This window comes from Streptomyces sp. R35, from assembly GCF_041053035.1.
GTDB classification, from domain to species: Bacteria; Actinomycetota; Actinomycetes; order Streptomycetales; family Streptomycetaceae; genus Streptomyces; species Streptomyces lutosisoli.
Map to the genome: position 1 here is coordinate 1355057 of NZ_CP163440.1, position 22194 is coordinate 1377250.

The following is a 22194-nucleotide window of genomic DNA, read 5'->3' on the forward strand; positions in this document are numbered from 1 at the left end:
GCCGGTGCCATGAGCCAGTTGTGCTCCGGGACCCGGTCCTCAGACGCCGGTGCTCCGCCGTCCGCGGACCGCCGTCGCCACCCCCCAGCCGAGCCCGCCCGCCGCGACTAGCACCAGGAGCATCTCGGGGAGGATCCCGAGCTTCGTGGCCGGGGTCTCGGAGGAGCGCAGCGGCACCTTCTGGACCAGCGAGTCGGCCACGAACATCCCGGTCTTCTGGGTGATCTTCCCGTCCGGCATGATCACGGCGCTGACGCCGCTCGTCACCGGCACCGTGACGGTGCGGCTGTGCTCCACGGCGCGGACGCGGGACATGGCGAGCTGCTGGTAGGTCATCTCGCTGCGGTCGAAGGTCGCGTTGTTGCTGGGCACCGAGATCAGCTGGGCGCCGTCGGTGACCTCGGAGCGCACCGCCCAGTCGAAGGCGGCCTCGTAGCAGGTCACCAGGCCGACCTTGGTGCCGTCCATCGTGAACACGCCCGGCTTGGTGCCCCGGCTGAAGTCCTGACGGACCATGCTGGTCCAGTTCTTGTTGATCGCCCCGAGCAGCGACCGCATCGGGAGGTACTCACCGAAGGGCTGCACCTGCCGCTTGTCGTACGTGTCGACGGCGCCCTTCTCCGGGTCCCACAGGATCTGCTCGTTGTAGAGCTTGCCGTCCCGCTCGACGACGCCGCCCACCGAGATGGGGGCGCCGATCGCCTTGGCCGCCCCGGCGATCACGGCGCGCGCGTCGGAGTTGGCGAACGGGTCGATGTCGGAGGAGTTCTCCGGCCACAGCACGAAGTCGGGCTGTGCGACCTTGCCCGCCTTGACCTTGGCGGCCAGCCGCTCGGTCTCCCGCGCGTGGTAGTCGAGGACCGCGCGCCGCTGGGCGTTGAACTCGAGCCCCGCACGCGGCACGTTGCCCTGGATGACCGCGACGGTCGCCGTCCCGTTCTCGGCCTTGTCGCTCACCAGCGTCCGTGCGGCGAGCGCACCCACCACGGGCACGGCGACGCTGAGCAGCGCCACCGCCGCGGCGCCTCGCTGGACGGCACGGGTGCGGCGGCCTTCGAGGACCAGGCGCACGATCTCGTAGAGACCGAAGCCGCTGAGCACGACGGCGAAGCCGAGCACCGGGGTGCCGCCCGCCGCGGCGAGCGGCAGGAACACTCCGTCGGCCTGCCCGAAGGCGATCTTTCCCCAGGGGAAGCCGCCGAACGGCGCACGCGCGCGTGCCGCCTCGCCCGCGATCCACACCGCGGCCGCCCACACCGGCCACGCGGGCAGCCGGGAGACGACCGTGATGCCCGCGCCGACGAGCGCGATGTACACCGCCTCCACCGCCGCAAGGGCCAGCCACGGACCGGAGCCGACCTCGACACCGGTCCACACGAGCAGCGGCAGCAGGAACCCGAGGCCGAACAGATAGCCGAGCCCGAGACCCGCCTTCCAGGTACGGCCGCGCAGCGTCCAGGCGAAGACCGCGAAGGCCGGCAGGGCGAGCCACCACAGGGTCCGTGGGGGAAAACTGACGTACAGCAGCACTCCGGAGAGCGTCGCGGCGGCGGCCGGAACGAGACGCCGCACCAGTCCGGCAGCGCGCGAGGCGGGTGCGGCCTGGGGTTCGAGCTGTTCCGGCTCGTCTACGGTGGTTGCGGTGGCGGTCACTCGGGGAGTGTACGGCGCGTGACCTGGGCGCCGACAGCACGGTCTCGTCGTCCCCGGTGGGAAAGCGGCTGTCCGGCAGGACGCTCCGCACACGTCTGAAGCAACGTTCCTGCGCAACTTGTCCACAAACCGGCGCATCACCCGTTACGGTGTGCCCGAGTCTCTGACCTGCGGCCGGATGCGGCCACGGCGGCCGGGGCTCGGCATAGTCGGGGGGCGACGGGGTGGGGTCCACGGGGATGACGTCCGCGGCCGATTCAGCGGCCGCGGGCGAAAGACGCAATGCTTCGGACGCCACGGGCGTGATCGTGCTCGCGGCATGCGCCGTCTGGTCGTTGATCACAGCGGCCGCGCACGACGGCAGGCCCGAGGGCGTACTGCTGGCGGTGCTCGCGGTGGCTGCCGGTTACGCCTCGGGACGGATCCTCGGGGCGCTCCTGCCGGTCGCCGCCCCCTGCGCCGGGGCGCTCGCCGGACTCGGCCTCGCGATCGTCACTCCCGGCCCGCAGATCAGCTTGCCGCTCGGACACACGGGCGCCACGGCCGCGCTGCTGACGCTCTCCGCCGGAGCCGCGTGCTGTGCGGCCTGGGCGGCACGCCCGTCGGCGCTGCGCCTGGCGTTGAGGCTGCTGGCCGCCGGAATCGCGGTGACCGCGGCGCTGCTGGGGTCGACCACCGGGTTCGTCACGTGCACCGGGGTCCTGCTCTGTTCGCTCGCCGCCGCCCGGATGCGCCGCCGCGCCTTGGGGCTCACGGGCCTCGCGCTCGCCGCGGCGCTCGTGACGGGAGCCACCTGGGCGATCGCCGAGAACGCGCTGCCCGACGGCCTGACCGCCTCCCTGGAGGGGCAGCTCACCCAGCACAGGGTCCTGCTCTGGCACGACGCGCTCCGCCTGGCCCGCCAGGATCCGGCGCTGGGTGTGGGGCCCGGGCGCTACGGAGAGCTCAGCCCGACGGTCACGCAGTCGCTGCTGCCCGACGGCAAACCCCACTCCGCGCCTCTGCAGCAGGCGGCCGAGCAGGGCGTGATCGGCGTGGCACTGCTCGCGGCGGTGTTCTGCTGGGTCCTGTACGCGCTGTGGCGCACCCCGCGCCCCACGCCGATCGCCCTGACGGCGGGCGCGGCCCTGACGGCACTGGCCGCCATCGCGTCGATCGGCAACGCTCTGAGCTTCACCACGGTGACGGCCGGCGCGGGCCTGCTCGCGGGCCTCGCCACGGCACGGCCACTGGTCGACGAGGGGCCTGAGAACGTCATGGACGGCGCCGCCCGCCCGCGGGGCGACCGTCTGGAGCCGTGAGCGCGTTACGCCACGGCAGCCCGGTCCGGGTCAGACCACGGTGCCGGGGGTGGCCGGCCGCAGCCGGTCCCGGATGATCCGTACCGCCGCCTCCGCGTTGTCCACCGTGATCGTGAACGTATGGCCGTCGCCGAGCCGCAGCACCACGCCCTCGCCGCGTCGGACAATGACGGCGGTCCCCAGCTCGGGCCGCCAGCGGTAGCCCCAGCCGCCCCACTGGCGCGGGGTGACCTGGGGCGCGAAGTCGGCGCCGACGACCTGTGAGAGGGGGATGCGGCGGCGCGGCAGACCGATGTGGCCGCAGCGCACTTCCACGCAGTCCTTGTCGACCTTCACAGCCACGTGCACGAACGCGAGCGTGCCGAAGAGGATGAGCAGTCCGGCCGCGATGCACCCGACCACGGACATGACGAGCGGGGCCGCGCCCGACGTCCAGACGGAGTCGACGGCCAGCTCGATACCGAGCGCCAGGCAGGCGGCGCCGCCGAGCGCGGGCAGCCACTGGACGCGGTTGGTCGCACGACCGGTCCAGATCTCCGGGTTCGGGGTGTCTTCGCCGTGGGGGTGGTCCCTCATGTCAATGAGGGTACTCAGGTTCCGCACCGCGGGCACCGTGTCGCTGAGCGTTACTACTCCGGGTGGACGATCGTCCTACGGAGGGCATTCACGCGGTGGCCGACCAGGGCCGTACGCAGAGTGGCCGTCGATCAGTGCGCCGGGCTGACCGCCGACAGGAGGCGGCCTTCCGCGTACGCAAGCGCCGTCGCGGGCAGCACGCCCTCCTGGCCGCTGAGCATGACCGTGAGGCGGGATTCGGCGGGTGCCTCGGGGTCCGGGAGCTCGCCGATCCTGCGCAGCGCCTGGGCGGCGACCGCTCCGGCCGTGCCATGCAGGATGAGGGGCGCGTGTCCGGGCTTCTGCACGGCCGCGCGGATGCGCTCGCCGACCAGTTCGTAGTTGGTGCAGCCGAGTACGACCGTCGTCACGTCGTCGGGGGTGAGTGCGGCGGCGGCGGCGATCGCGGCGTCGGTGGCCGCCTCGTCGGCGTGGTGCACGGCGTCCGCGAGCCCCGGGCAGGGCACTTCGGTGACCGCCACACCATCGGCGAACTCACGGATGAGACCACGCTGGTAAGGGCTCCCGGTGGTGGCGGGTGTCGCCCAGATCGCGACGGGCCCGCCTCCCGCGGCGGCCGGTTTTATCGCCGGGACCGTGCCGATGACCGGCAGATCCGGTTCGAACCGTGCGCGCAGCTCGGGCAGGGAATGGACGGAGGCCGTGTTGCAGGCGACGATCAGGACATCGGGACCGTGCGCGGCAGCGGCCTCGGCGACCGCCAGGGCGCGCCGTGTGATGTCCTGCGGCGTGCGCGGCCCCCAGGGCATCCCGTCCGGATCCCAGGAGAGCACGAGATCCGCGTCCGGTCGCAGACGGCGTACCGCGGCGGCGGCGGGAAGCAGGCCGATTCCGGAGTCCATGAGCGCGATCTTCACCCGGTCACGATAGACGATGCGCTCCGACGAGTCGGTCCGGTGGGGCAGACTGCGGCCGTGAGCGCCATCGTGTGGATCGCCGCCGGATCACTCGCCGCCTGGCTGTGGCTGCTGCTCTGCCAGGGCTTCTTCTGGCGCACGGACATCAGGTTGCCGGCCCGCACGGACCCGGACGACTGGCCCCCCGTCTGCGTCGTCGTCCCCGCGCGCGACGAGGCCGCCGTGCTGCCCGCGAGCCTGCCGTCGCTCCTCGCCCAGGACTATCCCGGGCGGGCGGAGGTCTTCCTCGTCGACGACGGCAGCTCGGACGGCACCGGGGAACTCGCCCGTGAGCTCGCCCGCACTCACGGGGGGCTGCCACTCACCGTCGACTCGCCGGGAGAGCCGCCGGAGGGCTGGACGGGCAAGCTCTGGGCCGTGCGCCACGGCATCGGCCTGGCACGCACGCGTGCACCCGAATTCCTGCTGCTCACGGACGCGGACATCGCCCATGCCCCGGACAGCCTGCGCGAGTTGGTCGCGGCAGCGCGTACCGGTGACTTCGACGTCGTCTCGCAGATGGCCCGGCTGCGCGTGGAAAGCGTGTGGGAGCGGCTCGTCGTGCCCGCCTTCGTCTACTTCTTCGCACAGCTCTACCCCTTCCGCCGGATCGCGGTGAAGGGCTCGCGGACGGCGGCCGCGGCGGGCGGATGTGTCCTGCTGCGCACGGATGCCGCCGAGCGGGCGCGGATTCCGGACGCGATCCGGCATGCCGTGATCGACGACGTGGCGCTCGCCCGGGCGGTCAAGAAATCCGGCGGCCACATCTGGCTGGGGCTCGCCGACCGGGTGGACAGTGTGCGGCCGTATCCGCGACTGCACGACCTGTGGCGGATGGTCTCGCGCAGCGCGTACGCCCAGCTGCGGCACAACCCGCTGCTGCTCGCCGGGACGGTCGCCGGTCTTGCCGTGGTCTACCTGGTGCCACCGGTGGCTCTCGCGGTGGGCCTCGCCGCGGGAAACATGTGGGCGGCGACGGCCGGGGGGCTCGCGTGGCTGCTGATGACGGTTACCTATGTGCCGATGCTCCGCTACTACCGGCAGCCCCTGTGGCTCGCTCCGCTGCTGCCGGTCACCGCGTTCCTGTACCTCCTCATGACCGTCGATTCCGCGGTGCAGCACTACAGGGGGCGCGGCGCGGCCTGGAAGGGCCGCACCTACACGCGCCCCGACACCGCGCTCGACGAGAGCTGATCGCTCACTTCCTGCCGGGGGTCCAGTTCATGCCCCACCCGTAGGCGTAGTCCACGGTGCGCTGCGGGCTCACGCCGCGCTCGGGGACCAGATAGCGGGCCTCGCGCTGGACGACCAGGTCGCCGCCGTTGTTGGTGATGAGGGCGAGGGCGCAGACGGTCGAGGGCACCGTGCACTCGTCGAGCGAGAAGTCGACCGGGGCGCCGCCCAGCGGTTGCAGGGTGACCGTGGCGTGCAGGTCGGCGAAGGAACGCGCTCCTTCGTAGATGGTCACGAAGATGAGGATGCGCCGGAAGCTCTGCTTGTGGTCAAGGTTGATGGACAGGTTCTCGCCACTGGCCACGGCGCCGGTGCGGTCGTCGCCGTCGAGATGGATGTACGGCGGCTGGTGCAGCGCCCCGAAGGCGTTGCCGAGTGCCTGGACGACTCCCTTGCGGCCGTCCGAGAGCTCGTACAGGGCGCACAGGTCGAGGTCGAGGTCCGCGTGCATCGCGACGGCACGGCCCCGCTTGCTGCCCCATCCCGAGAACTGCTTGCGCACCTGCCAGTTGAGGTTCACGCGCATGGCACCGGACGTGCCGCCCTGCTTGGCGAGCGAGACCGAGGGGGCCTCCTTGGTGAGCGTGACCTTGGACAGGCGCACCGGAGCCGAAGGAGCCGTGGGCGGGGCGGCCGGCGGAGCCGTCGGGGGCGGGGGCATCGTCACGGGCGGGGCGACCGGCGGAGGCGTCGTCCCCGGCGCAGGCATGGTCACCGGTGGAGCCACGGGCGGCGGACCCTGCACGCGGGTGCCGGGCGCGGGCGGCGCGGCGGTGGGTGCCGCGTGCTGCGGCTCGTCCACGGTGATCCCGTAGTCCGTGGCCAGTCCTTCGAGTCCGCTGCTGTAGCCCTGTCCGACCGCGCGGAACTTCCAGGCGCCCTGGCGCCGGTAGAGCTCGCCGAGCACGAAGGCGGTCTCAATGGTCGCGTCGGCGCTGTCGAAACGTGCGACCTCCGTGCCCCGCTGCGCGTCGAGCACCCGGATGTAGAGGCCCGGCACCCGCCCGAAGGTGCCGCCGTCGGCGGAGGCGGCCAGCACCACCGTCTCGATCGCGGGCTCGACGCGCGTGAGGTCGACGAGCAGTGCGTCGGTCACCTGGCCGCCGGTGTCCCGTTTGCCCTCGTGCCGCACGGCGCCGGAGGAGTGCGACGGCTGGTTGTAGAAGACGAAGTCGCCGTCCGAACGGACCTTTCCGGAGACCAGCAACAGCGCGGAGGCATCCGCGTCGGGGACTCCGGGTCCTGAACGCCATCCCAATTCCACGCGCAGCGCGGTCGTCGGGACAGGAACATTCGATCCCTTAGACATTGACATGTACGCCCCCATCACGTGTCTCCGCGCCGGGCCACGCCCCGAGCAGTCCGCGGGCCCCCTCCGAGCCAAACCTAATCCCCCGACCCATCGAACTCCCATGACCCGCACAGGAAGATCCATGGTCAACCGCCGGTAACCCGCCAGGAACTCGGCCTTTACACGATCTGAACCCTCTTTGGCGTCCTTTTTTGCCGAGTTCGCTCGCATTGGGGATCCCGCGTCACTGCCGACACGGAAAACAACCCTCTTATCGGTCTCCCCAACCAGCACATCGTGGGCTTAACTTATGTGCCATGACCTCCCCCCGCTCCACCTATGGCGGCGGTTACTACTCCGCCTTCCAGGACACCCCGATCTACGACTCCCTCGTCGCCGAGCGGGGCACCCCTCAGATCGCTCCGATCCGGGTTCCCGCCGCCTACGACACGGGCAGCCATTTGCCCGCCCTTCCGTCGGCGCTTCCCGCTCTGCCGGCCGGCCCCTCCCATCAGGCCTCGTACGGCTACCCGCAGGCCCAGCAGCCCTCACCGCTCCAGCACGCCCCCGCGCCGTACATCCCGCAGCAGGCGGCGGGACCGCGCGGTTACCCGGGCGCCCAGCCGCAGCAGCAGCGCCCGATGGCGGCCGGCACCGGCTACGAGGCGATGCGCCCCGCGGCTCCCCGTCCCGCTCCGGTTCCCTACCAGGATCCGTACAACAGCCAGCAGTACCGCGGCTACTGACTCATTCGCACCGGATTGTCGGTGCCTGCTGGCACCATGGGTGTCATGGGGAACGCGGAGCTGCACTCGATCCATGTCCATCCGGTCAAGGCGTTCCGGGGCCAGTCACCCCGGGAAGCCGTCGTGGAGCCCTGGGGGCTGGCCGGGGACCGACGCTGGACACTGATCGACGACGGGGGAAAGGTCGTCACGCAGCGCCAGCAGCCACGTCTGGCACTGGCCGCCGCCGAGCTGCTGCCCGGCGGCGGCATACGGCTGTCCGCGGAGGGCCGTGAGCCGGTGAACGTCCCCGTGCCCGAGCCGGTCGGCACGACGACGCTGGACGTCTTCGGCGACAAGGTGGAGGCCGTCCTCGCCGACGCCACCGCGCATGCCTGGTGCAGCGACTATCTGGGCGCCGAGGTGCGCCTCGTCCACATGGACGATCCGGCCACGCGCCGGCCCGTCGACCCGGACTTCGCGCTCCCGGGCGAGACCGTCGCCTTCGCCGACGGCTATCCGCTGCTGGTCACCACCCTCGCCTCGCTGAAGGCCCTCAACTCCTTGATCGCGCAAGGCGACCACGCCCATGAGGGCCCACTCCCGATGAACCGTTTCCGGCCGAACGCGGTCGTGTCCGGCACCGCCGCCTGGGCCGAGGACGACTGGTCCCGGATCGCCATCGGCGAGGTCACCTTCCGGGTCGCCAGGATGTCCGGCCGATGCGTCGTGACCACCACCGACCAGGTGTCCGCCGAGCGCGGCAAGGAACCCCTGCGCACCCTCGGACGCCACCGCCGCTTCGGCGGCCAGTTGGTCTTCGGACAGAACCTGGTCCCCGAGTCCCCCGGCACGGTGCGCGTCGGCGATCCGGTCATCGTCCTCGAATAGCCCGCGCGATCCAGTCCCGCGAATGGGCTTTCACGGGGAACCCGGGCCGCGGGCACGATCGTTGAGACTTCGTGAGGAGTTCATGAGAGGCCCATGGGGAGGGTGATTTCGCTCTCTCTTCCCGGGGCTCTCGCGTGAACGGCTCCGCTGCGGGTTATCACGGACGCGGAAGGGGGTGCGGGACGGTGCGAGCTATCAGCGGACTCTGGCGCTGGCGGCACAATCCGCTGCGCCGCACGACCGATCTGGCCGAGGCCTGGCTGGCCCTGGCGGCCATCCTGCTCGTCCTCGTCGCCGCGCCCCTCCTCGGCGCCGTCGTCGGGGCCGCGGCCCAGGGCGCCTTGCAGCAGTCCGTACGGGAGCAGCGTCAGACCCGCCACGAGGTGGCGGCCACCGTCCTCAAGAAGCTGTCCCGCAGCCCGCTGGAGCCCGACCCCGAGACATCGTCGGTACGGGACCCCCACAGCCGCGTACTGGCCGACTGGACGGCGCCGGACGGCACCCCGCAGCACGGCGCGGTGACAGCCGCCCTCAAGTCCCCCCACCGCGGGGACCACTTCACGATCTGGACCGACCTGCACGGCCGAATAGTGGGCCGCCCGCTGGACAGCGCCACCGCGACGACGCACGCCGTGCTGGCCGGGTTCGGCGCGGCCCTGATGTGCGCGGGACTCGTCGAGGGCGGCAGACGGCTGCTCCTCTGGCGCATGGTCCGTCGCCGGTATGCCCGTTGGGACCAGGCATGGGACAAGGCGGGCCCCGACTGGGGCAGGACCGGCACCGGCAGCTGACAGCCTTTCCGCTCCGGTCAACCCGGCGTCCCCGCGCACGCTACGGTGGACCGGCCGAACTGTTCGGCACCGTCGTGAGAGGCTGTCCTTGATCCCGACGGGGTTTCAGTACGGCCTCGCAGGACCCGCGTACGACGAGGTGGGGGCACAACAGCGCCATGGCACAGGGCACGGTCCAGGTGACGCACACCGGCACCTCGCGGTGGCGGCGCCGCACGGGAGAGTACGCATCGCTGGCCGCCGCCCTGGAGGCCGCCGCAGACGGTGATGTACTCACCGTCGCTCCCGGCACCTACCGGGAAAACCTGGTGGTGCAGCGCGCGGTGACGCTGCGCGGCCCCGAGGGCTTCCCCGGCTCCGTGCGCATCGCGCCGGTGGACGGGGTGCCGCTGACCGTGCGCGCCTCCGCCGTGGTCCAGGACCTGCATGTGGAGGGCCAGGACTCTGCCGCGCCCGCACTGCTCGTCGAGGAGGGCACTCCAGAACTCCTCGACGTGCGGATCGTCACGCGGTCCGCGGCCGGGATCGAGGTACGCGGAGGCGCCCGTCCGACCGTGCGGCGCTGCACGGTCGACAATCCGGCCGGTATCGGCATCGCCGTACTGGACGGCGGCGGTGGGGTGTTCGAGGAGTGCGAGGTCGTCGCGGCCGGTCAGTCGGGCGTCGCGGTCCGCGGGGGCGCCCATCCGCGCCTGGAGCGCTGCCGGGTGCACCACGCCTCCGGCGCGGGCCTGTCGGTGACCGGTGAGAACTCGTCACTGGAGGCCGTCGGCTGCGAGGTGTACGAGGTCAAGGGTTCCGGGGTGCAGATCACCGGGCGGGCCACGGCCCATCTCACCGACTGCGATGTGCACCGTACGACCGCGGACGGCGTCACCCTCGACACGGACGCAGTGCTCACGCTCGCCGACTGCCGTATCCACGACATCCCGGAGAACGCGGTCGATCTGCGCTCGCGCTCGGTCCTCACCCTGACCCGCACCAGCGTGCGGCAGTTCGGGCGCAACGGCCTCTCGGTCTGGGACCCGGGCACACGCGTGGACGCCAACCAGTGCGAGATCTTCGACAGCACGGGCGACTACCCCGCGGTGTGGGTCAGCGACGGCGCGACCGCGGTGCTCGAGTCGTGCCGGGTGCACGACGTCCCGGACGCCCTGTTCGTGCTCGACCGGGGTTCGCGCGCGGACGTCGTCGACAGTGATCTCTCCCAAGTGCGCAACACGGCCGTCTCGGTGAGCGACGGCGCCACCGCACAGCTGGACGACTGCCGTATCCGGGACGCCGCGACGGGCGCCTGGTTCCGCGACCACGGCAGCGGCGGCACACTGTCCGGCTGCACCGTGGACGGCACCCAGACCGGCGTGATCGTCACCAAGGGCGCCGATCCCACCTTCGAGCGCTGCACGGTCACCTCACCGGCCGAGGCGGGCTTCTATGTGTCGGCGGGCGGCCGGGGCAGCTTCCTCAACTGCCGCGTGACGGACAGCGGGGGCTACGGCTTCCATGTGATCGACGGCTGCCGCGCGACGCTGAAGAAGTGCCGTACGGAGCGTTGTGCGCGCGGGGGTTACGAGTTCGCGGACGGCGCCGCGCAGGGCGCCGGCGGGGGCCCGGTCGTCGAGGACTGCACGAGCGACGAGAGCGCCGGCCCGCGGCCCCCGGCGCACGAGACGGCCGTACAGACGTCGAGCCCGTCATCGGGCCTGCTGGGCGCGATCCCGGGCCAGCGCACCACCGAGCAGGAGCCGCTCGTGTCCGTCGCGGAGCCCGCGCAGGCGGCGCGCACGTCGAAGGCCGTTCTCGGTGAACTCGACACGCTGGTGGGCCTGGAGAGCGTCAAGCGTGAGGTGCGGGCCCTCACCGACATGATCGAAGTGGGCCGCCGTCGGCAGCAGGCGGGCCTCAAGGCGGCCTCGGTACGGCGCCATCTGGTGTTCACGGGCTCCCCCGGCACCGGCAAGACGACGGTCGCCCGGCTGTACGGCGAGATCCTCGCCTCGCTCGGTGTGCTGGAGAAGGGGCATCTCGTCGAGGTGTCCCGGGTGGACCTCGTCGGCGAGCACATCGGCTCCACCGCGATCCGTACCCAGGAGGCGTTCGACCGGGCGCGCGGCGGCGTGCTGTTCGTCGACGAGGCGTACGCGCTGTCGCCGGAGGACTCGGGCCGTGACTTCGGGCGCGAGGCCATCGACACGCTGGTGAAGCTGATGGAGGACCACCGGGAGGCGGTGGTGGTGATCGTCGCGGGCTACACGGCCGAGATGGAGCGGTTCCTTTCGGTCAACCCCGGTGTGGCGTCCCGCTTCTCACGGACCATCACCTTCAGCGACTACGTCCCCGAGGAGTTGCTGCGGATCGTGGAGCAGCAGGCCGAGGAGCACGAGTACCGGCTGGCCCCCGGCGCGGCCGAGGCGCTGCTGAAGTACTTCACGGCGATCCCGAAGGGACCCGCGTTCGGCAACGGCCGCACCGCTCGGCAGACCTTCGAGGCGATGGTCGAGCGGCACGCGGGGCGGGTCGCCCAGCTGGACGAGCCGAGCACGGACGACCTCACCCTGCTCTATTCGGAGGATCTGCCGGAGCTGCCCTGAGCGTCACCTACGGGCCGTGGCCCGGGCACATCCGGCCGCAGCCGCGCCAGCAGCCGTTCACGCTCCTCGGCGAAGGCCGGGTCGGCCTGATAGTCGGAGTGGCCGAGGATCGGCGCGGGCAGTGGATGCCGCTCGGTGCGTCCGTAGGCGAGCGGGTCCTGGAGGGGCTCGCGGTCGACCTGGGGGCCGCAGTCGCCGGGCAGCCGGACGGGCCCGCCTATGGGGTCGGTCAGGCGGTACAGATTGCGCCAGCAGGCGACCTCGCGGTGCAGCGAGGTGAGGGCGGCCGGGCCGAAGTGGGCCGGGAACCAGCGCCCGTACAGGCGCTCCAGGGGGGAGCCGTAGGTGAGCAGGGCGACCCGTTTGCGTACGGACGGTTTCAGCTGCCAGGCCGCGGCCGCCGCCAGCACACTGCCCTGGGAGTGCCCGGAGAGCACGAGCCGTCCGCCGTTGGCACGGATCCAGGTCACCATGCGCCAGGTCAGGTCGGGCACGGCGCGCTCGGCGTAGCAGGGCGGCGCGAAGGGGTGGGCGGCGCGCGGCCAGAACGTGCCGACGTCCCAGAGGATGCCGATGGTGCGGCGGGCGGCGGGGTCCTTGTAGGCGCGGCGGCCCCAGGTGACGAACAGTATGAAGCCGAAGCCGATCAGCCAGGATCCGAGCGCCTGCGCGGTCTCGGCGGCGCCCTGGACGAAGGCGTACGCCCCCTGCGCGGCCGTGCCCGGAGGCTCCTCGGCCGCCAGGGCACCCGCCAGGGCTCCGGCGCCCAGGAGCAGCGTCACGAACGAGATGACGCCGATCATGCGGGGCGCCCGGTCGGTGAGGGCGGCCATCGCGCGCGTGCCGGCGATGCGGCGGGTGCGGGCGGTGTCCTTGCGCTCTCCCTTGTAGTCGAGCTCCACGGCGTCCACCTCCTGGCTCCGCAGCTGCCAGGTCCGCCGGGCCAGCCAGCCGATGAGGGCCAGCAGCACGACGAGCAGCGGGGGGATCACCGAGGCCTGCCAGGTCAGCAGGACGGGCGGGCCCGGGATCGAGTCCCGGGTGCCGTCCAGCCAGTCGGCGACACGCTGGGAGACCCCGCCGGACATCACGCCGCCCAGCGCACAGGCGAGCATCGCGACGGCGGGACCGGCGAGGCCGCGCATCGCGGTGCGCGTGTCGGGACGGGTGCGGTACAGGATGCGGGCGACGACGCCGAGCGCGATGACAAGCAGGCACTGGAAAAGGGCGATCGCGCCGAACGTCATGTCGCCGGGCAGTCGCCGCGCCGAGTGCCAGTCCGGCCGGGACCACCCGGCGTACACCAGGGTCAGGGCGAGCAGGACAATCGAGCTCATGGGCAGCCAGCGCACCAGGGTCTGGTCCCGTTCCTGGTCGAGCCGGTTCTCGCTGCGGCCGCGGCGGCAGACCACCCACAGCACAATGGCCGCGCCCACGACAAGAGTCGCGTCCAGGAGCCGGCCCAGCGCGTCGAGAACGGCGGGGCCGCCGGAGGTACGGTCGTAGCCGGCGGCGGAGGTGCCGACGGCCGCCGCAACCGTCAGGAAGCCCGCGGCGGTGTGCGCGGCGCGCAACCGGGCCACCAGACGGCGCCCGTACCAGAACCCGGGCCGGCCGAGCCCGGTGCGTCCGGTCTCCTCGTCGGGCTCCGCCCTGCGGGACATCGGCTGCTGCGACTCGTACGCGCTCCAGGTGCGGTGGGACAGGTACCACAGGAGGCCGGTCAGCGCGGCGGGCACCAGGCAGGCCAGGGCGAGCCGGCGGCCCGGCTGACTCCACCAGCCACCGGACCCGGCCGGTGAGAGGAATCCCAGCCAGGAGTGCTCCTGGGCGCACGCGCGCGTGCCCGCGCACTGCCAGGCGGTCAGGTCGAGGGCGACCTCGCAGGCGGCGGCGACCAGCAGCACCGTGAGGGTGAGTCCGGCGAGTCGGACGAGCAGGCCGTACAGGCGGATCGTCCGTTTCCGGCCGCGGGTGGTGGGGCGCATCCAGTGCGCGAGGTTGACGACCATGAAGGGCAGCAGCAACAGCCACAGGGCGCGGGCGCCGTTGCCCGAGGTGAGGTTGCACCACACATAGGCCTCACGCACCGGCTTGCCGCGGTGGTCGTCGGGACGCTGTTCCGCGTCGGCGTCGTCGACGCGCCGATAGACCGCGGCCGTCGCGTCGCCGGTGATCCGGACCGTCCGTGGATCGCCCAGCATGTCCTCAGGTGTGGTGCCGCCGACTCCGTGGACCAGAAGTTCAAGAGCGGTTTCGGACCCTTCGGGCCGCTGCGCGGGGCCGTCGGGCTCCCCGGTCGATCCCTGTTCCCGTACACGTTCCACTGTTCTGCACTTCCCCCGTGCCGCGTGTTGCGTGTGTCATGTGCAGGCACAAGGATCTCCACTCCGGGGGTTGCGCACACCTGTAGTCACGGAATCTCCCCGATACGTGTGAAGGTGACGGCACCGGAGGGGCCCGGTGTCCGTGCGGGCAGTGGCGCGACTGTCGGTGTCCCGTGCGAGGATGGGTCGTCCTCAGGACCTCGGACAAGGAGAATGTCCACGTGGGAGTGGGTTCGGACGGAGTGTCGGGCAGTGGGCGGCGAAGGGACCGGAGCGGGCGTGAGTGAGAATCAGAACCTCCTCGCGGAGCAGCGCCGTGCCCTGATCCTCGACGAGGTGCGACGCCGCGGTGGCGTCCGTGTGAACGAACTGACCCGAAAGCTCGGCGTCTCCGACATGACGGTCCGCCGCGACCTCGACGCGCTCGCCCGTCAGGGCGTCGTGGAGAAGGTGCACGGCGGCGCGGTGCCGGTGGTCGAGGCGAGCACGCACGAGCCGGGCTTCGAGGCCAAGTCCGGTCTGGAGCTGACCGCCAAGGAGGACATCGCGCGCGCCGCCGCCGAGTTGGTCGCGCCGGGCTCGGCGATCGCCCTCTCCGGTGGTACGACGACGTACGCGCTGGCCCATCAGCTCCTCGATGTGCCGGACCTGACCGTGGTCACCAACTCGGTACGCGTGGCTGACGTGTTCCACTCGGCGCAGCGTTCCTCCGGTCAGCGGCAGGGCGCCGCCACGGTGGTCCTGACCGGTGGTGTGCGTACGCCGTCCGACTCCCTCGTCGGTCCCGTCGCCGATCAGGCCATCGCGGCGCTGCACTTCGATGTGCTCTTCCTCGGTGTCCACGGCATATCGGTCGAGGCCGGCCTGTCGACTCCGAACCTGGCGGAGGCCGAGACCAACCGGCGGCTGGTGCAGTCCGCGCGGCGTGTCGTCGTGGTCGCCGACCACACCAAGTGGGGCACGGTGGGCCTGAGTTCGTTCGCCGCCCTCGAACAGGTCGACACGCTGGTCACCGACGCCGGTCTGCCGGCCGAGGCACGCACGGAGATCGCGGAACACCTGAGGCGTCTGGTGGTGGCCGGTGAGCCCGGAGACGGTACAGACATCTGACGGTCCGCCAGCTATGGTGACGCTGCCCTCCAGGGGGTCCCCGCGCCGCCCGTGACGCTGCTCGCGCCACCCGCGGCTGGGGCGCGCCCTGGTCATCGCCCGCTGCCGCCCGGGACTCCGTTCCCGCTAGGGGGTTCTGTCCATGGCACGCCGTCTGCGTCCGGTGGGACTCGACTTCGTCGAGACCGCTCCGCTGCGTCTGGTGTTCGCGCGGGAGGTGGCGGCTTCCCCGGAGGCGGTCTTCCACGCGCTCGCCGAGGACGTGTCCGGCTGGAGCGAGTGGTTCTCGGCCGTGACGCTGGCCCGGCCGACCCAGGACGGCGCCGGGCGCGAGGTCCGGCTCAGGGGCGGCACGCGTTTCGAGGAGACGGTCCTCGCGGCAAGGGCGCCCGAGGTGTACACGTACCGGGTGGACGTCACGAACGCGCCCGGGGCCCGCGCCCTGGTCGAGGAGTGGCGGCTGACGCCGGCCGGGAAGGGCACCCGCGTCCAGTGGACCTTCGCCACCGACGGCGCCGTACCCTTCCGGCTGGCCCTGAAGCTCGGGCGGGCGGGCCTGGGCCGCGCCTTCCGCGACGCGGTGATGGCGCTGGACCGCCGGCTGGCCTCCACTCACGCCTGACGCAACAGCCGACGCGCGCTCGGATCACGTACGCCGGACGCCACAGGCCGCGCACGCCCGACGTCATGGACGCCTGACGTCACAGGCCGCGCACGCCCGACGTCGTGAGCGCCGAGCGCCCCGCCGAGGTCAGGCCGGCCAGACGCCCGTCTCCAGCAGGGAGGTGATCGCCGCCGTGTACGGCGCGATGTCCAGCCCTTGTTCGGCCAGCCACTCGTCCGAGTAGTACTTGTCGAGATAGCGGTCCCCGGGGTCGCACAGCAGCGTCACCACGCTCCCCGAGCGCCCCTCGGCCACCATCTCGGCGACGATCTTCAGCGCACTCCACAGGCCGGTGCCGGTCGAGCCGCCCGCCTTGCGGCCGATGGCCTGTTCCAGGGCGCGTACGGCGGCGACGCTCGCCGCGTCCGGCACCTTCATCATCCGGTCGATGGCACCCGGTACGAAGCTCGGCTCCATGCGCGGCCGTCCGATGCCCTCGATGCGTGAGCCGCAGTCACAGGTGACGTCCGGATCGCCGGTGGTCCAGCCCTCGAAGAAACAGGAGTTCTCCGGGTCGGCGACACAGATGCGGGTGTCGTACTGCATGTAGTGGACGTAGCGGGCGAGGGTCGCCGAGGTGCCGCCGGTGCCGGCCGTGGCGACGATCCACGCGGGTTCCGGGAATCGCTCCAACTCCAGCTGGCGGAAAATGGATTCGGCGATGTTGTTGTTCCCGCGCCAGTCCGTGGCCCGTTCCGCGTAGGTGAACTGGTCCATGTAGTGGCCGCCCGTCTCGACCGCGAGCGCGGCGGACTCCTCGTACATCTTGCGCGAGTCGTCCACGAAGTGGCACTGCCCGCCGTGGAACTCGATCAGACGGCACTTCTCGGCGCTCGTCGTGCGCGGCATGACCGCGATGAAGGGCACGCCGATGAGCCCCGCGAAATAGGCTTCGGAGACCGCCGTCGAGCCGCTGGACGCCTCGATGACGGGACGGCCGGGCCGGATCCAGCCATTGCACAGCCCGTACAGGAAGAGGGAACGGGCGAGGCGGTGCTTGAGGCTGCCGGTGGGGTGGGTCGACTCGTCCTTCAGGTACAGGTCGATGCCCCACTTCTCGGGCAGCGGGAAACGCAGCAGATGCGTGTCGGCCGAGCGGTTTGCGTCGGCCTGGACCTTGCGGACGGCTTCTTTGAGCCAGGCCCGGTACTCCGCGTCACTGTGGTCGACATCGAGGGTTTCGCCGGTCCGGGTCTGCTGGGGGCTGCTCACGGCGGGGCTCCTTACACATCGCGCCGACGCCGGTTCAGCTGGTCGGACGCCTCGATCATAAACACCTTCCGCACGCTTCTCACCTGCATAAACACATCTTTGAGCAGCCCCAAGGCACCCCTGGGGGACGGTTCGGCCGGGCGACGGGGGCGCATCCCGGCGTGTGCTTCCGCCGGGGCCGTCACCTCGTCATGCGCACTGGTGCTCGTCGCCGCCTGCGGGCAGACTGCACCGCACGGGGCGTGTCCGCGTGCCGGCCGCCTCGCGCGAGGCGGTGGCCGGAGCGGTGCGCACTGGGTCACGGCCCGACGCGGGACCACGACAGAGCACGGCCGAAGCGCACAAACAGAGCACGGCCGAAGCGCACAAGGGGGCGGGGCATCATGGCGGAGCCGGAGTTCACGGCCACAGGCGTGCGGATCGGGAAGAGGCTGCGCTCGCTCACCCGGGCCGGACAGGTCCGGATCAGCGACGGCAGGCTGCAGTTGCTCACCAGTTACGGCAGCGAGATCGACAGCGCGCCGGTGCAGGCGGTGCGCGCGTCGAAGCCCTGGTTCGCCCACGAGGACCGGGCGTTGGCGGATGTCAACGGCACGCGCTACTCCCTCACCCTCGGCGAACACGATCCCGCGCCCGGCAAACCGGGGCCGCCCTCGGCGCGCCGGTTCATCGACGCGGTACGCAAGGCGGCCGGTCGCAGCGGCTGAAGCAGTACGCGGGGCAGCAGGGCTCAGCTGCTTGAGCGATGACGCGCGGCAGCGGGGCGCGACGGCCGGAACAGCGGCCGCGGTGGCGGAAAGTGCCGCGAGTTGCAGGACCGCACCCCCTGAGTCACGCTGGTCTCACATCACTCTGGGTTTACCGGCGATAACGCTGCGAACCAGCCCGCCGGCCACCACAGCAGGCGGCCGTTCCCATCAGCCACTCTGCTGGATCCGATCTCCGTCTTCTTCCGGACCTCAATTCGGGGAGTCGCAGCCGTGATCAGCCAGCCAAGCAGGCATTGCACGGTGGAGCTCCAAGCCCTGCCGTCGCGGATCGGCCAGGTCCGCAGAATCGTCTCTGCGCAGTTGCGCTACTGGCATCTGGACCCCTTGATAGACCGGGCCGCGCTCGGCGTGACCGAGTTGCTGACCAACGTCCACCGGCACGCCCAGCCCGACAAGCTGTGCACCGTGGAGATCGAGCTGCTGCTCGACCGGCTCACTGTTTCGGTGCACGACCACGACCCCCGCCTTCCCGAGGTGCGGGACGCGGACCCGGGCGCCACCTGCGGACGTGGCCTCGCCATGGTCGCCGCGGTGAGCGAGAGCTGGGGTGTGCGTCCCAACGGCGAGTCGGGCAAGGTCGTGTGGTTCACCCTTCCGGCGCCGACTCCCGTGGTGACGGTGCCCCTCCGCCCGCCGCACGACACGGCCCGCGAGACCACGCGCAGGCACGCCGCCGACGGGCGCAGGCCGGAACACGCTCCCGCCCGGTCCGCCGTTGCCGGCTGACCGGGCGGTGACCCCCACCTGGCACATCGCAGGGTCGTACGTCCCTCGGTGGCTCACTCGGTGGCGATGGCGCGCAGCACGTCCAGGCGTGCCGCCCGCCGCGCCGGGCGCAGGCCCGCGAGGGCTCCGGCCGCGAGGCCCACCAGCGCCACCACGGCGAGCCGCACGGGCGGCAGCGCGAAGGCGAAGGCGCTGTCCGAGGCGCCGTCGGAGGCCCTGACGAGCACCCAGCCGAGGAAGGCGCCGAGGGCGAGCCCGCCCGCCGTGCCGAACGCGGCCACCAGGACCGACTCCCAGCGGACCATGGCGCGCAGCTGCGCCCGGGTCTGCCCGACGGCCCGCAGCAGTCCGAGTTCACGGGTGCGCTCGTGGATCGCGAGGGTCAACGTGTTGGCGATGCCGAGCAGTGCGATGAGCACCGCGAGGGCGAGCAGTGCGTAGACCAGGGTGAGCATCATGTCGATGCCACCGGCCGAGGACTGCGCGTACTCGTCGCGGGTCTGCACCTCGGGGTTGCCGTACTGTTCCGCGACCTTCCGCACCGCCGCCTTGCCGTCGGCCGTGCTCACGCCGTTCCTCAAGGAGACGGCGACGAGCGTGTCGGAGTCCTGGGTTCGGTGCGGTGCCCAGGCGGCGCGGGTGATGATGTAGTCGCCCGCGAGTTCCGACCGGCCGTAGACCGCGCGGACGGTGAAGTTCTCCTTCTTGCCGTCGGTGAAGGCGAGCTGGGCCGTGTCACCGGTCGTGAGGTGCTGCTTGTCGGCCTCCTTCCTGGTGAGGGCGAGGCCGTCGGTGCCCAGGTCGTTCAGCGAGCCCCGTACGTCGCCCAGGTCGAAGACCTTGCCGAGCGTGACCGGGTCGGTGACCGTCAACGCGCGCCCTTTGCCGTTGACTTCGGCGACACCGCGGCCGAGGCCGACGGCGTTCTCGACGGTCGGCTGCCGCGCGATCGCGGGAGCCAGCTTCGGGCTCAGTCCGCTGCCGCCGGCGCCGAACGAGGGGGTGCTGACGGCGACATCGCCGGCGAAGGACCGGGAGACCGTCTGGTCCATGGTGGCCTTGAGCGAGGCGCCGAAGACCGTGAACAGCGAGACGACGGCCACGCCGATCATCAGGGCACTCGCGGTGGCGGCGGTCCGCTTCGGGCTGCGCAGCGCGTTGCGCCGGGCGAGTCCGCCGGTGACCCCGCGCAGCTTGTCGAGGGGGCTGCCGAGAACCCGTACGGCTGTCGAGGACGCGACGGGGCCGAGGACGACGAAGGCGGCGAGCGCCAGAACGGCGCCGAGGCCGGCGAGCCACAAGGACGTACTGGCCAGGACGCCGGTGAGGGTGAGGGCGATCGCCAGGGCCGCCAGAGCACCGCCGGCGAGCGCCCGCCCGCGCGAGGCCCCGGACTGGTCGACGGCCGTCTCGCGCAGCGCGGCCAGCGGAGCGGTGCGTCCGGCGCGTGCGGCGGGCAGCAGCGCGGAGCCGAGGCAGACCACGATGCCGACCGCCAACGGGAGCAGCATGGACAGGCCGCTGATCACCAAGTTGCCTTCGGGGAAGGGGAATCCGATGGCCGGGAACAGTGCCTGCAGCCCGGCCGCGACACCGATGCCGCCCGCGAGGCCCACGACCGACGCGGTCACGGCGACCACGCTCGCCTCGACGAGGGTCGAGACGGTGATCTGGCGGCGGGAGGCACCGAGGGCGCGCAACAGGGCGTTCTCGCGGGTGCGTTGGGCGACGACGATCGCGAAGGTGTTGTGGATGGAGAAGGTCGCGACCAGCAACGCGATGCCGGAGAAGACGAGCAGGAAGGTCGTGAAGATGGTCAGGAACTGGCTGGAGATCATGTCGGTGTTCTCCTGCGCCGACTCCTGGCCCGTGATGGCCTCAACTCCCTTGGGCAGTACGATAGTCAGATCGTCGGCGAGCTGCCGCTGACTGACGCCGGGGCCGGCCCGCACACGGATGCTCGCGGCCTCGCCGGGCTTCGCGGTGAGGTACTTCTCCGCGTCGGCCTGCGTCATTGCGGTGAACGTCACCTGCGCCATGCCGTCCTCGCCGCCGAAGGTGGCGAGGCCCACGATCGTCACCTTGACGGGGTCGGGCGTACGCAGGGTCGTCGTGTCGCCGATCTTCAGGTCACCCTTCTTGGCGGCGCCCCGGTTGACGACGACCTCACCGGACTTCGACGGAGCGCGGCCCTCGGCGAGTTGGTAGGCGTTGAGCTTGGGGTCCTCGATCCAGTTGCCCGCGAGAGTGGGCGGGCCCTGGCCGCCGATGGGCTTCCCGTCGGAGCCGACGAGCTGGCCCGCGCCCTGGATGTCGGGCACGGCGGCCGCGACACCCGGAGTCTTCTCGATCGTCTTCACGAGGCCGGTGTCGACGGGCCGGCGTACGCCCTGACTCTCGCCGGGCGTGGTGATGGTGTCGGCACTGCGGACGACGGCATCGGTGCCCTTCGTCGCGTTGCCGAACATCGTGTCGAAGCCGGCTCGAAGTGTGTCGCCCATGACGAGTGTTCCGGCCAGGAAGGCGACACCGAGGAGCACCGCCAGGAACGTACCGGCGAAGCGTCGTTTGTGGGTGCGCAGGGACGCGGCGCTGATGCGCAGCGAGGCGTTCATGACCGGGCCCCTGCGCCGTCGAAGGCCTTCATCCGGTCGAGGACCTTCTCGGCCGTCGGGGACTCCATCCGGTCGACGAGGCGTCCGTCGGCGAGGAAGACGACCTCGTCGGCGTGCGCGGCGGCGACCGGGTCGTGTGTGACCATGACGACCGTACGGTCCATCTGGCGCACCGCGCGGCCGAGGAGGTTCAGGACCTCCTCGCCGGAGCGGGAGTCGAGGTTGCCGGTGGGTTCGTCGGCGAAGACGACGTCGGGCTGTCCGGCGAACGCCCGTGCCACGGCGACGCGTTGCTGCTGTCCGCCGGAGAGTTCGCTGGGGCGGTGGTGGAGCCGGTCGCGCAGGCCGACGACGTCGATGAGCGCGTCGATCCACTCACGGGAGCCCTTGGATCCGGCGAGGTCCAGCGGCAGCGTGATGTTCTCCGCGACGGTCAGCGTCGGGACCAGGTTGAACGCCTGGAAGACGAAGCCGATGCGGTCGCGGCGCAGGAGTGTCAGGCGCCGGTCGTCGAGCGTGCCCAGTTCGGTGCCGCCGATGAACGCTGCTCCGGAGGTGAGCGTGTCCAGGCCCGCCGCGCAGTGCATCAGGGTGGACTTGCCGGAGCCCGAGGGCCCCATGATCGCGGTGAAGCGCCCGGCCGGAAAGCCGACGCTCACCCCGTCCAGGGCCCTCACGGCGGTGTCTCCGCCGCCGTACACCTTGGCGGCGTCGGTGACACCCGCGGCGTGACGCGTCGTGGTCGCGCTGGTCACGCCGCTC

General features: G+C 71.8%; 18 protein-coding genes. 10 read left to right on the top strand and 8 right to left on the bottom strand.

Annotation, left to right across the window (positions count from 1 at the left end):
• Window positions 1–39 precede the first annotated feature (39 nt).
• Window positions 40–1653: an apolipoprotein N-acyltransferase gene (gene lnt, locus AB5J50_RS06595; protein WP_369255786.1), complete on the bottom strand. Its 1614-nt coding sequence runs from the start codon at window positions 1651–1653 to the stop codon at window positions 40–42.
• A 239-nt stretch (window positions 1654–1892) separates the two neighbouring features.
• On the opposite strand from lnt, the gene AB5J50_RS06600 reads away from it, so the two are divergent.
• Entirely contained in the window at window positions 1893–2954 is a 1062-nt protein-coding gene (locus AB5J50_RS06600) for an O-antigen ligase family protein (RefSeq protein ID WP_369255788.1), read from the top strand.
• A gap of 30 nt (window positions 2955–2984) precedes the next feature.
• On the opposite strand, the gene AB5J50_RS06605 is transcribed toward AB5J50_RS06600, so the two are convergent.
• Together AB5J50_RS06605 and AB5J50_RS06610 are read right to left on the bottom strand one after the other, a co-directional pair.
• The gene (locus AB5J50_RS06605) at window positions 2985–3530 is read right to left on the bottom strand and encodes a hypothetical protein (RefSeq protein WP_369255789.1); all 546 of its coding nucleotides are present in this window, start codon (window positions 3528–3530) and stop codon (window positions 2985–2987) included.
• 131 nt (window positions 3531–3661) lie between these two features.
• Window positions 3662–4447, bottom strand: coding sequence for a glutamate racemase (locus AB5J50_RS06610; protein WP_369255791.1), 786 nt, complete (start codon window positions 4445–4447; stop codon window positions 3662–3664).
• Between the two features lie 57 nt (window positions 4448–4504).
• Between AB5J50_RS06610 and AB5J50_RS06615 the strand changes: the two genes are divergently transcribed.
• A complete protein-coding gene (locus tag AB5J50_RS06615) occupies window positions 4505–5680 on the top strand; it encodes a glycosyltransferase (RefSeq protein WP_369255793.1) in 1176 nt (391 codons plus the stop codon).
• Between the two features lie 4 nt (window positions 5681–5684).
• Here AB5J50_RS06615 and AB5J50_RS06620 read toward each other — a convergent pair whose 3' ends face one another.
• The gene (locus tag AB5J50_RS06620; RefSeq protein WP_369255795.1) at window positions 5685–7046 is read right to left on the bottom strand and encodes a TerD family protein; all 1362 of its coding nucleotides are present in this window, start codon (window positions 7044–7046) and stop codon (window positions 5685–5687) included.
• Window positions 7047–7327: 281 nt separating this feature from the next.
• On the opposite strand from AB5J50_RS06620, the gene AB5J50_RS06625 reads away from it, so the two are divergent.
• From AB5J50_RS06625 to AB5J50_RS06640, 4 genes are all read left to right on the top strand, one after another.
• Complete coding sequence (locus AB5J50_RS06625; RefSeq protein WP_369255797.1) at window positions 7328–7756, top strand: DUF6643 family protein; 429 nt, start codon at window positions 7328–7330, stop codon at window positions 7754–7756.
• Between the two features lie 45 nt (window positions 7757–7801).
• Complete coding sequence (locus AB5J50_RS06630; protein ID WP_369255799.1) at window positions 7802–8626, top strand: MOSC domain-containing protein; 825 nt, start codon at window positions 7802–7804, stop codon at window positions 8624–8626.
• Between the two features lie 185 nt (window positions 8627–8811).
• On the top strand, window positions 8812–9417 hold the full coding sequence (locus AB5J50_RS06635) for a hypothetical protein (RefSeq protein WP_369255801.1): 606 nt from the start codon (window positions 8812–8814) through the stop codon (window positions 9415–9417).
• Window positions 9418–9575: 158 nt separating this feature from the next.
• Window positions 9576–12008, top strand: coding sequence for a right-handed parallel beta-helix repeat-containing protein (locus AB5J50_RS06640; protein ID WP_369255803.1), 2433 nt, complete (start codon window positions 9576–9578; stop codon window positions 12006–12008).
• On the opposite strand, the gene AB5J50_RS06645 is transcribed toward AB5J50_RS06640, so the two are convergent.
• Window positions 11978–14335: a hypothetical protein gene (locus AB5J50_RS06645; RefSeq protein WP_369255805.1), complete on the bottom strand. Its 2358-nt coding sequence runs from the start codon at window positions 14333–14335 to the stop codon at window positions 11978–11980. The genes AB5J50_RS06640 and AB5J50_RS06645 overlap by 31 nt on opposite strands.
• Window positions 14336–14614: 279 nt before the next feature.
• On the opposite strand from AB5J50_RS06645, the gene AB5J50_RS06650 reads away from it, so the two are divergent.
• The gene (locus AB5J50_RS06650; RefSeq protein WP_327426687.1) at window positions 14615–15445 is read left to right on the top strand and encodes a DeoR/GlpR family DNA-binding transcription regulator; all 831 of its coding nucleotides are present in this window, start codon (window positions 14615–14617) and stop codon (window positions 15443–15445) included.
• Between the two features lie 142 nt (window positions 15446–15587).
• Window positions 15588–16067 (top strand): SRPBCC family protein, encoded by a 480-nt coding sequence (locus tag AB5J50_RS06655; protein ID WP_369255807.1) that lies wholly within the window; start codon window positions 15588–15590, stop codon window positions 16065–16067.
• A gap of 129 nt (window positions 16068–16196) precedes the next feature.
• Here AB5J50_RS06655 and AB5J50_RS06660 read toward each other — a convergent pair whose 3' ends face one another.
• Window positions 16197–17321, bottom strand: coding sequence for a PLP-dependent cysteine synthase family protein (locus AB5J50_RS06660; protein WP_369255809.1), 1125 nt, complete (start codon window positions 17319–17321; stop codon window positions 16197–16199).
• Between the two features lie 383 nt (window positions 17322–17704).
• Here AB5J50_RS06660 and AB5J50_RS06665 point away from each other — a divergent pair, with 383 nt between their 5' ends.
• Both AB5J50_RS06665 and AB5J50_RS06670 read left to right on the top strand, forming a co-directional pair.
• Window positions 17705–18028 carry a hypothetical protein gene (locus tag AB5J50_RS06665; RefSeq protein WP_327426690.1) on the top strand — a complete coding sequence of 108 codons (324 nt, stop codon included), beginning with the start codon at window positions 17705–17707 and terminating at the stop codon, window positions 18026–18028.
• Window positions 18029–18301: 273 nt separating this feature from the next.
• A complete protein-coding gene (locus AB5J50_RS06670; RefSeq protein ID WP_369255811.1) occupies window positions 18302–18817 on the top strand; it encodes an ATP-binding protein in 516 nt (171 codons plus the stop codon).
• A gap of 53 nt (window positions 18818–18870) precedes the next feature.
• On the opposite strand, the gene AB5J50_RS06675 is transcribed toward AB5J50_RS06670, so the two are convergent.
• Window positions 18871–21432: an ABC transporter permease gene (locus AB5J50_RS06675; protein WP_369255813.1), complete on the bottom strand. Its 2562-nt coding sequence runs from the start codon at window positions 21430–21432 to the stop codon at window positions 18871–18873.
• Window positions 21429–22187: an ABC transporter ATP-binding protein gene (locus AB5J50_RS06680; protein ID WP_369255815.1), complete on the bottom strand. Its 759-nt coding sequence runs from the start codon at window positions 22185–22187 to the stop codon at window positions 21429–21431. Before AB5J50_RS06680 ends, AB5J50_RS06675 begins: the two co-directional genes overlap by 4 nt.
• Window positions 22188–22194: the final 7 nt, after the last annotated feature.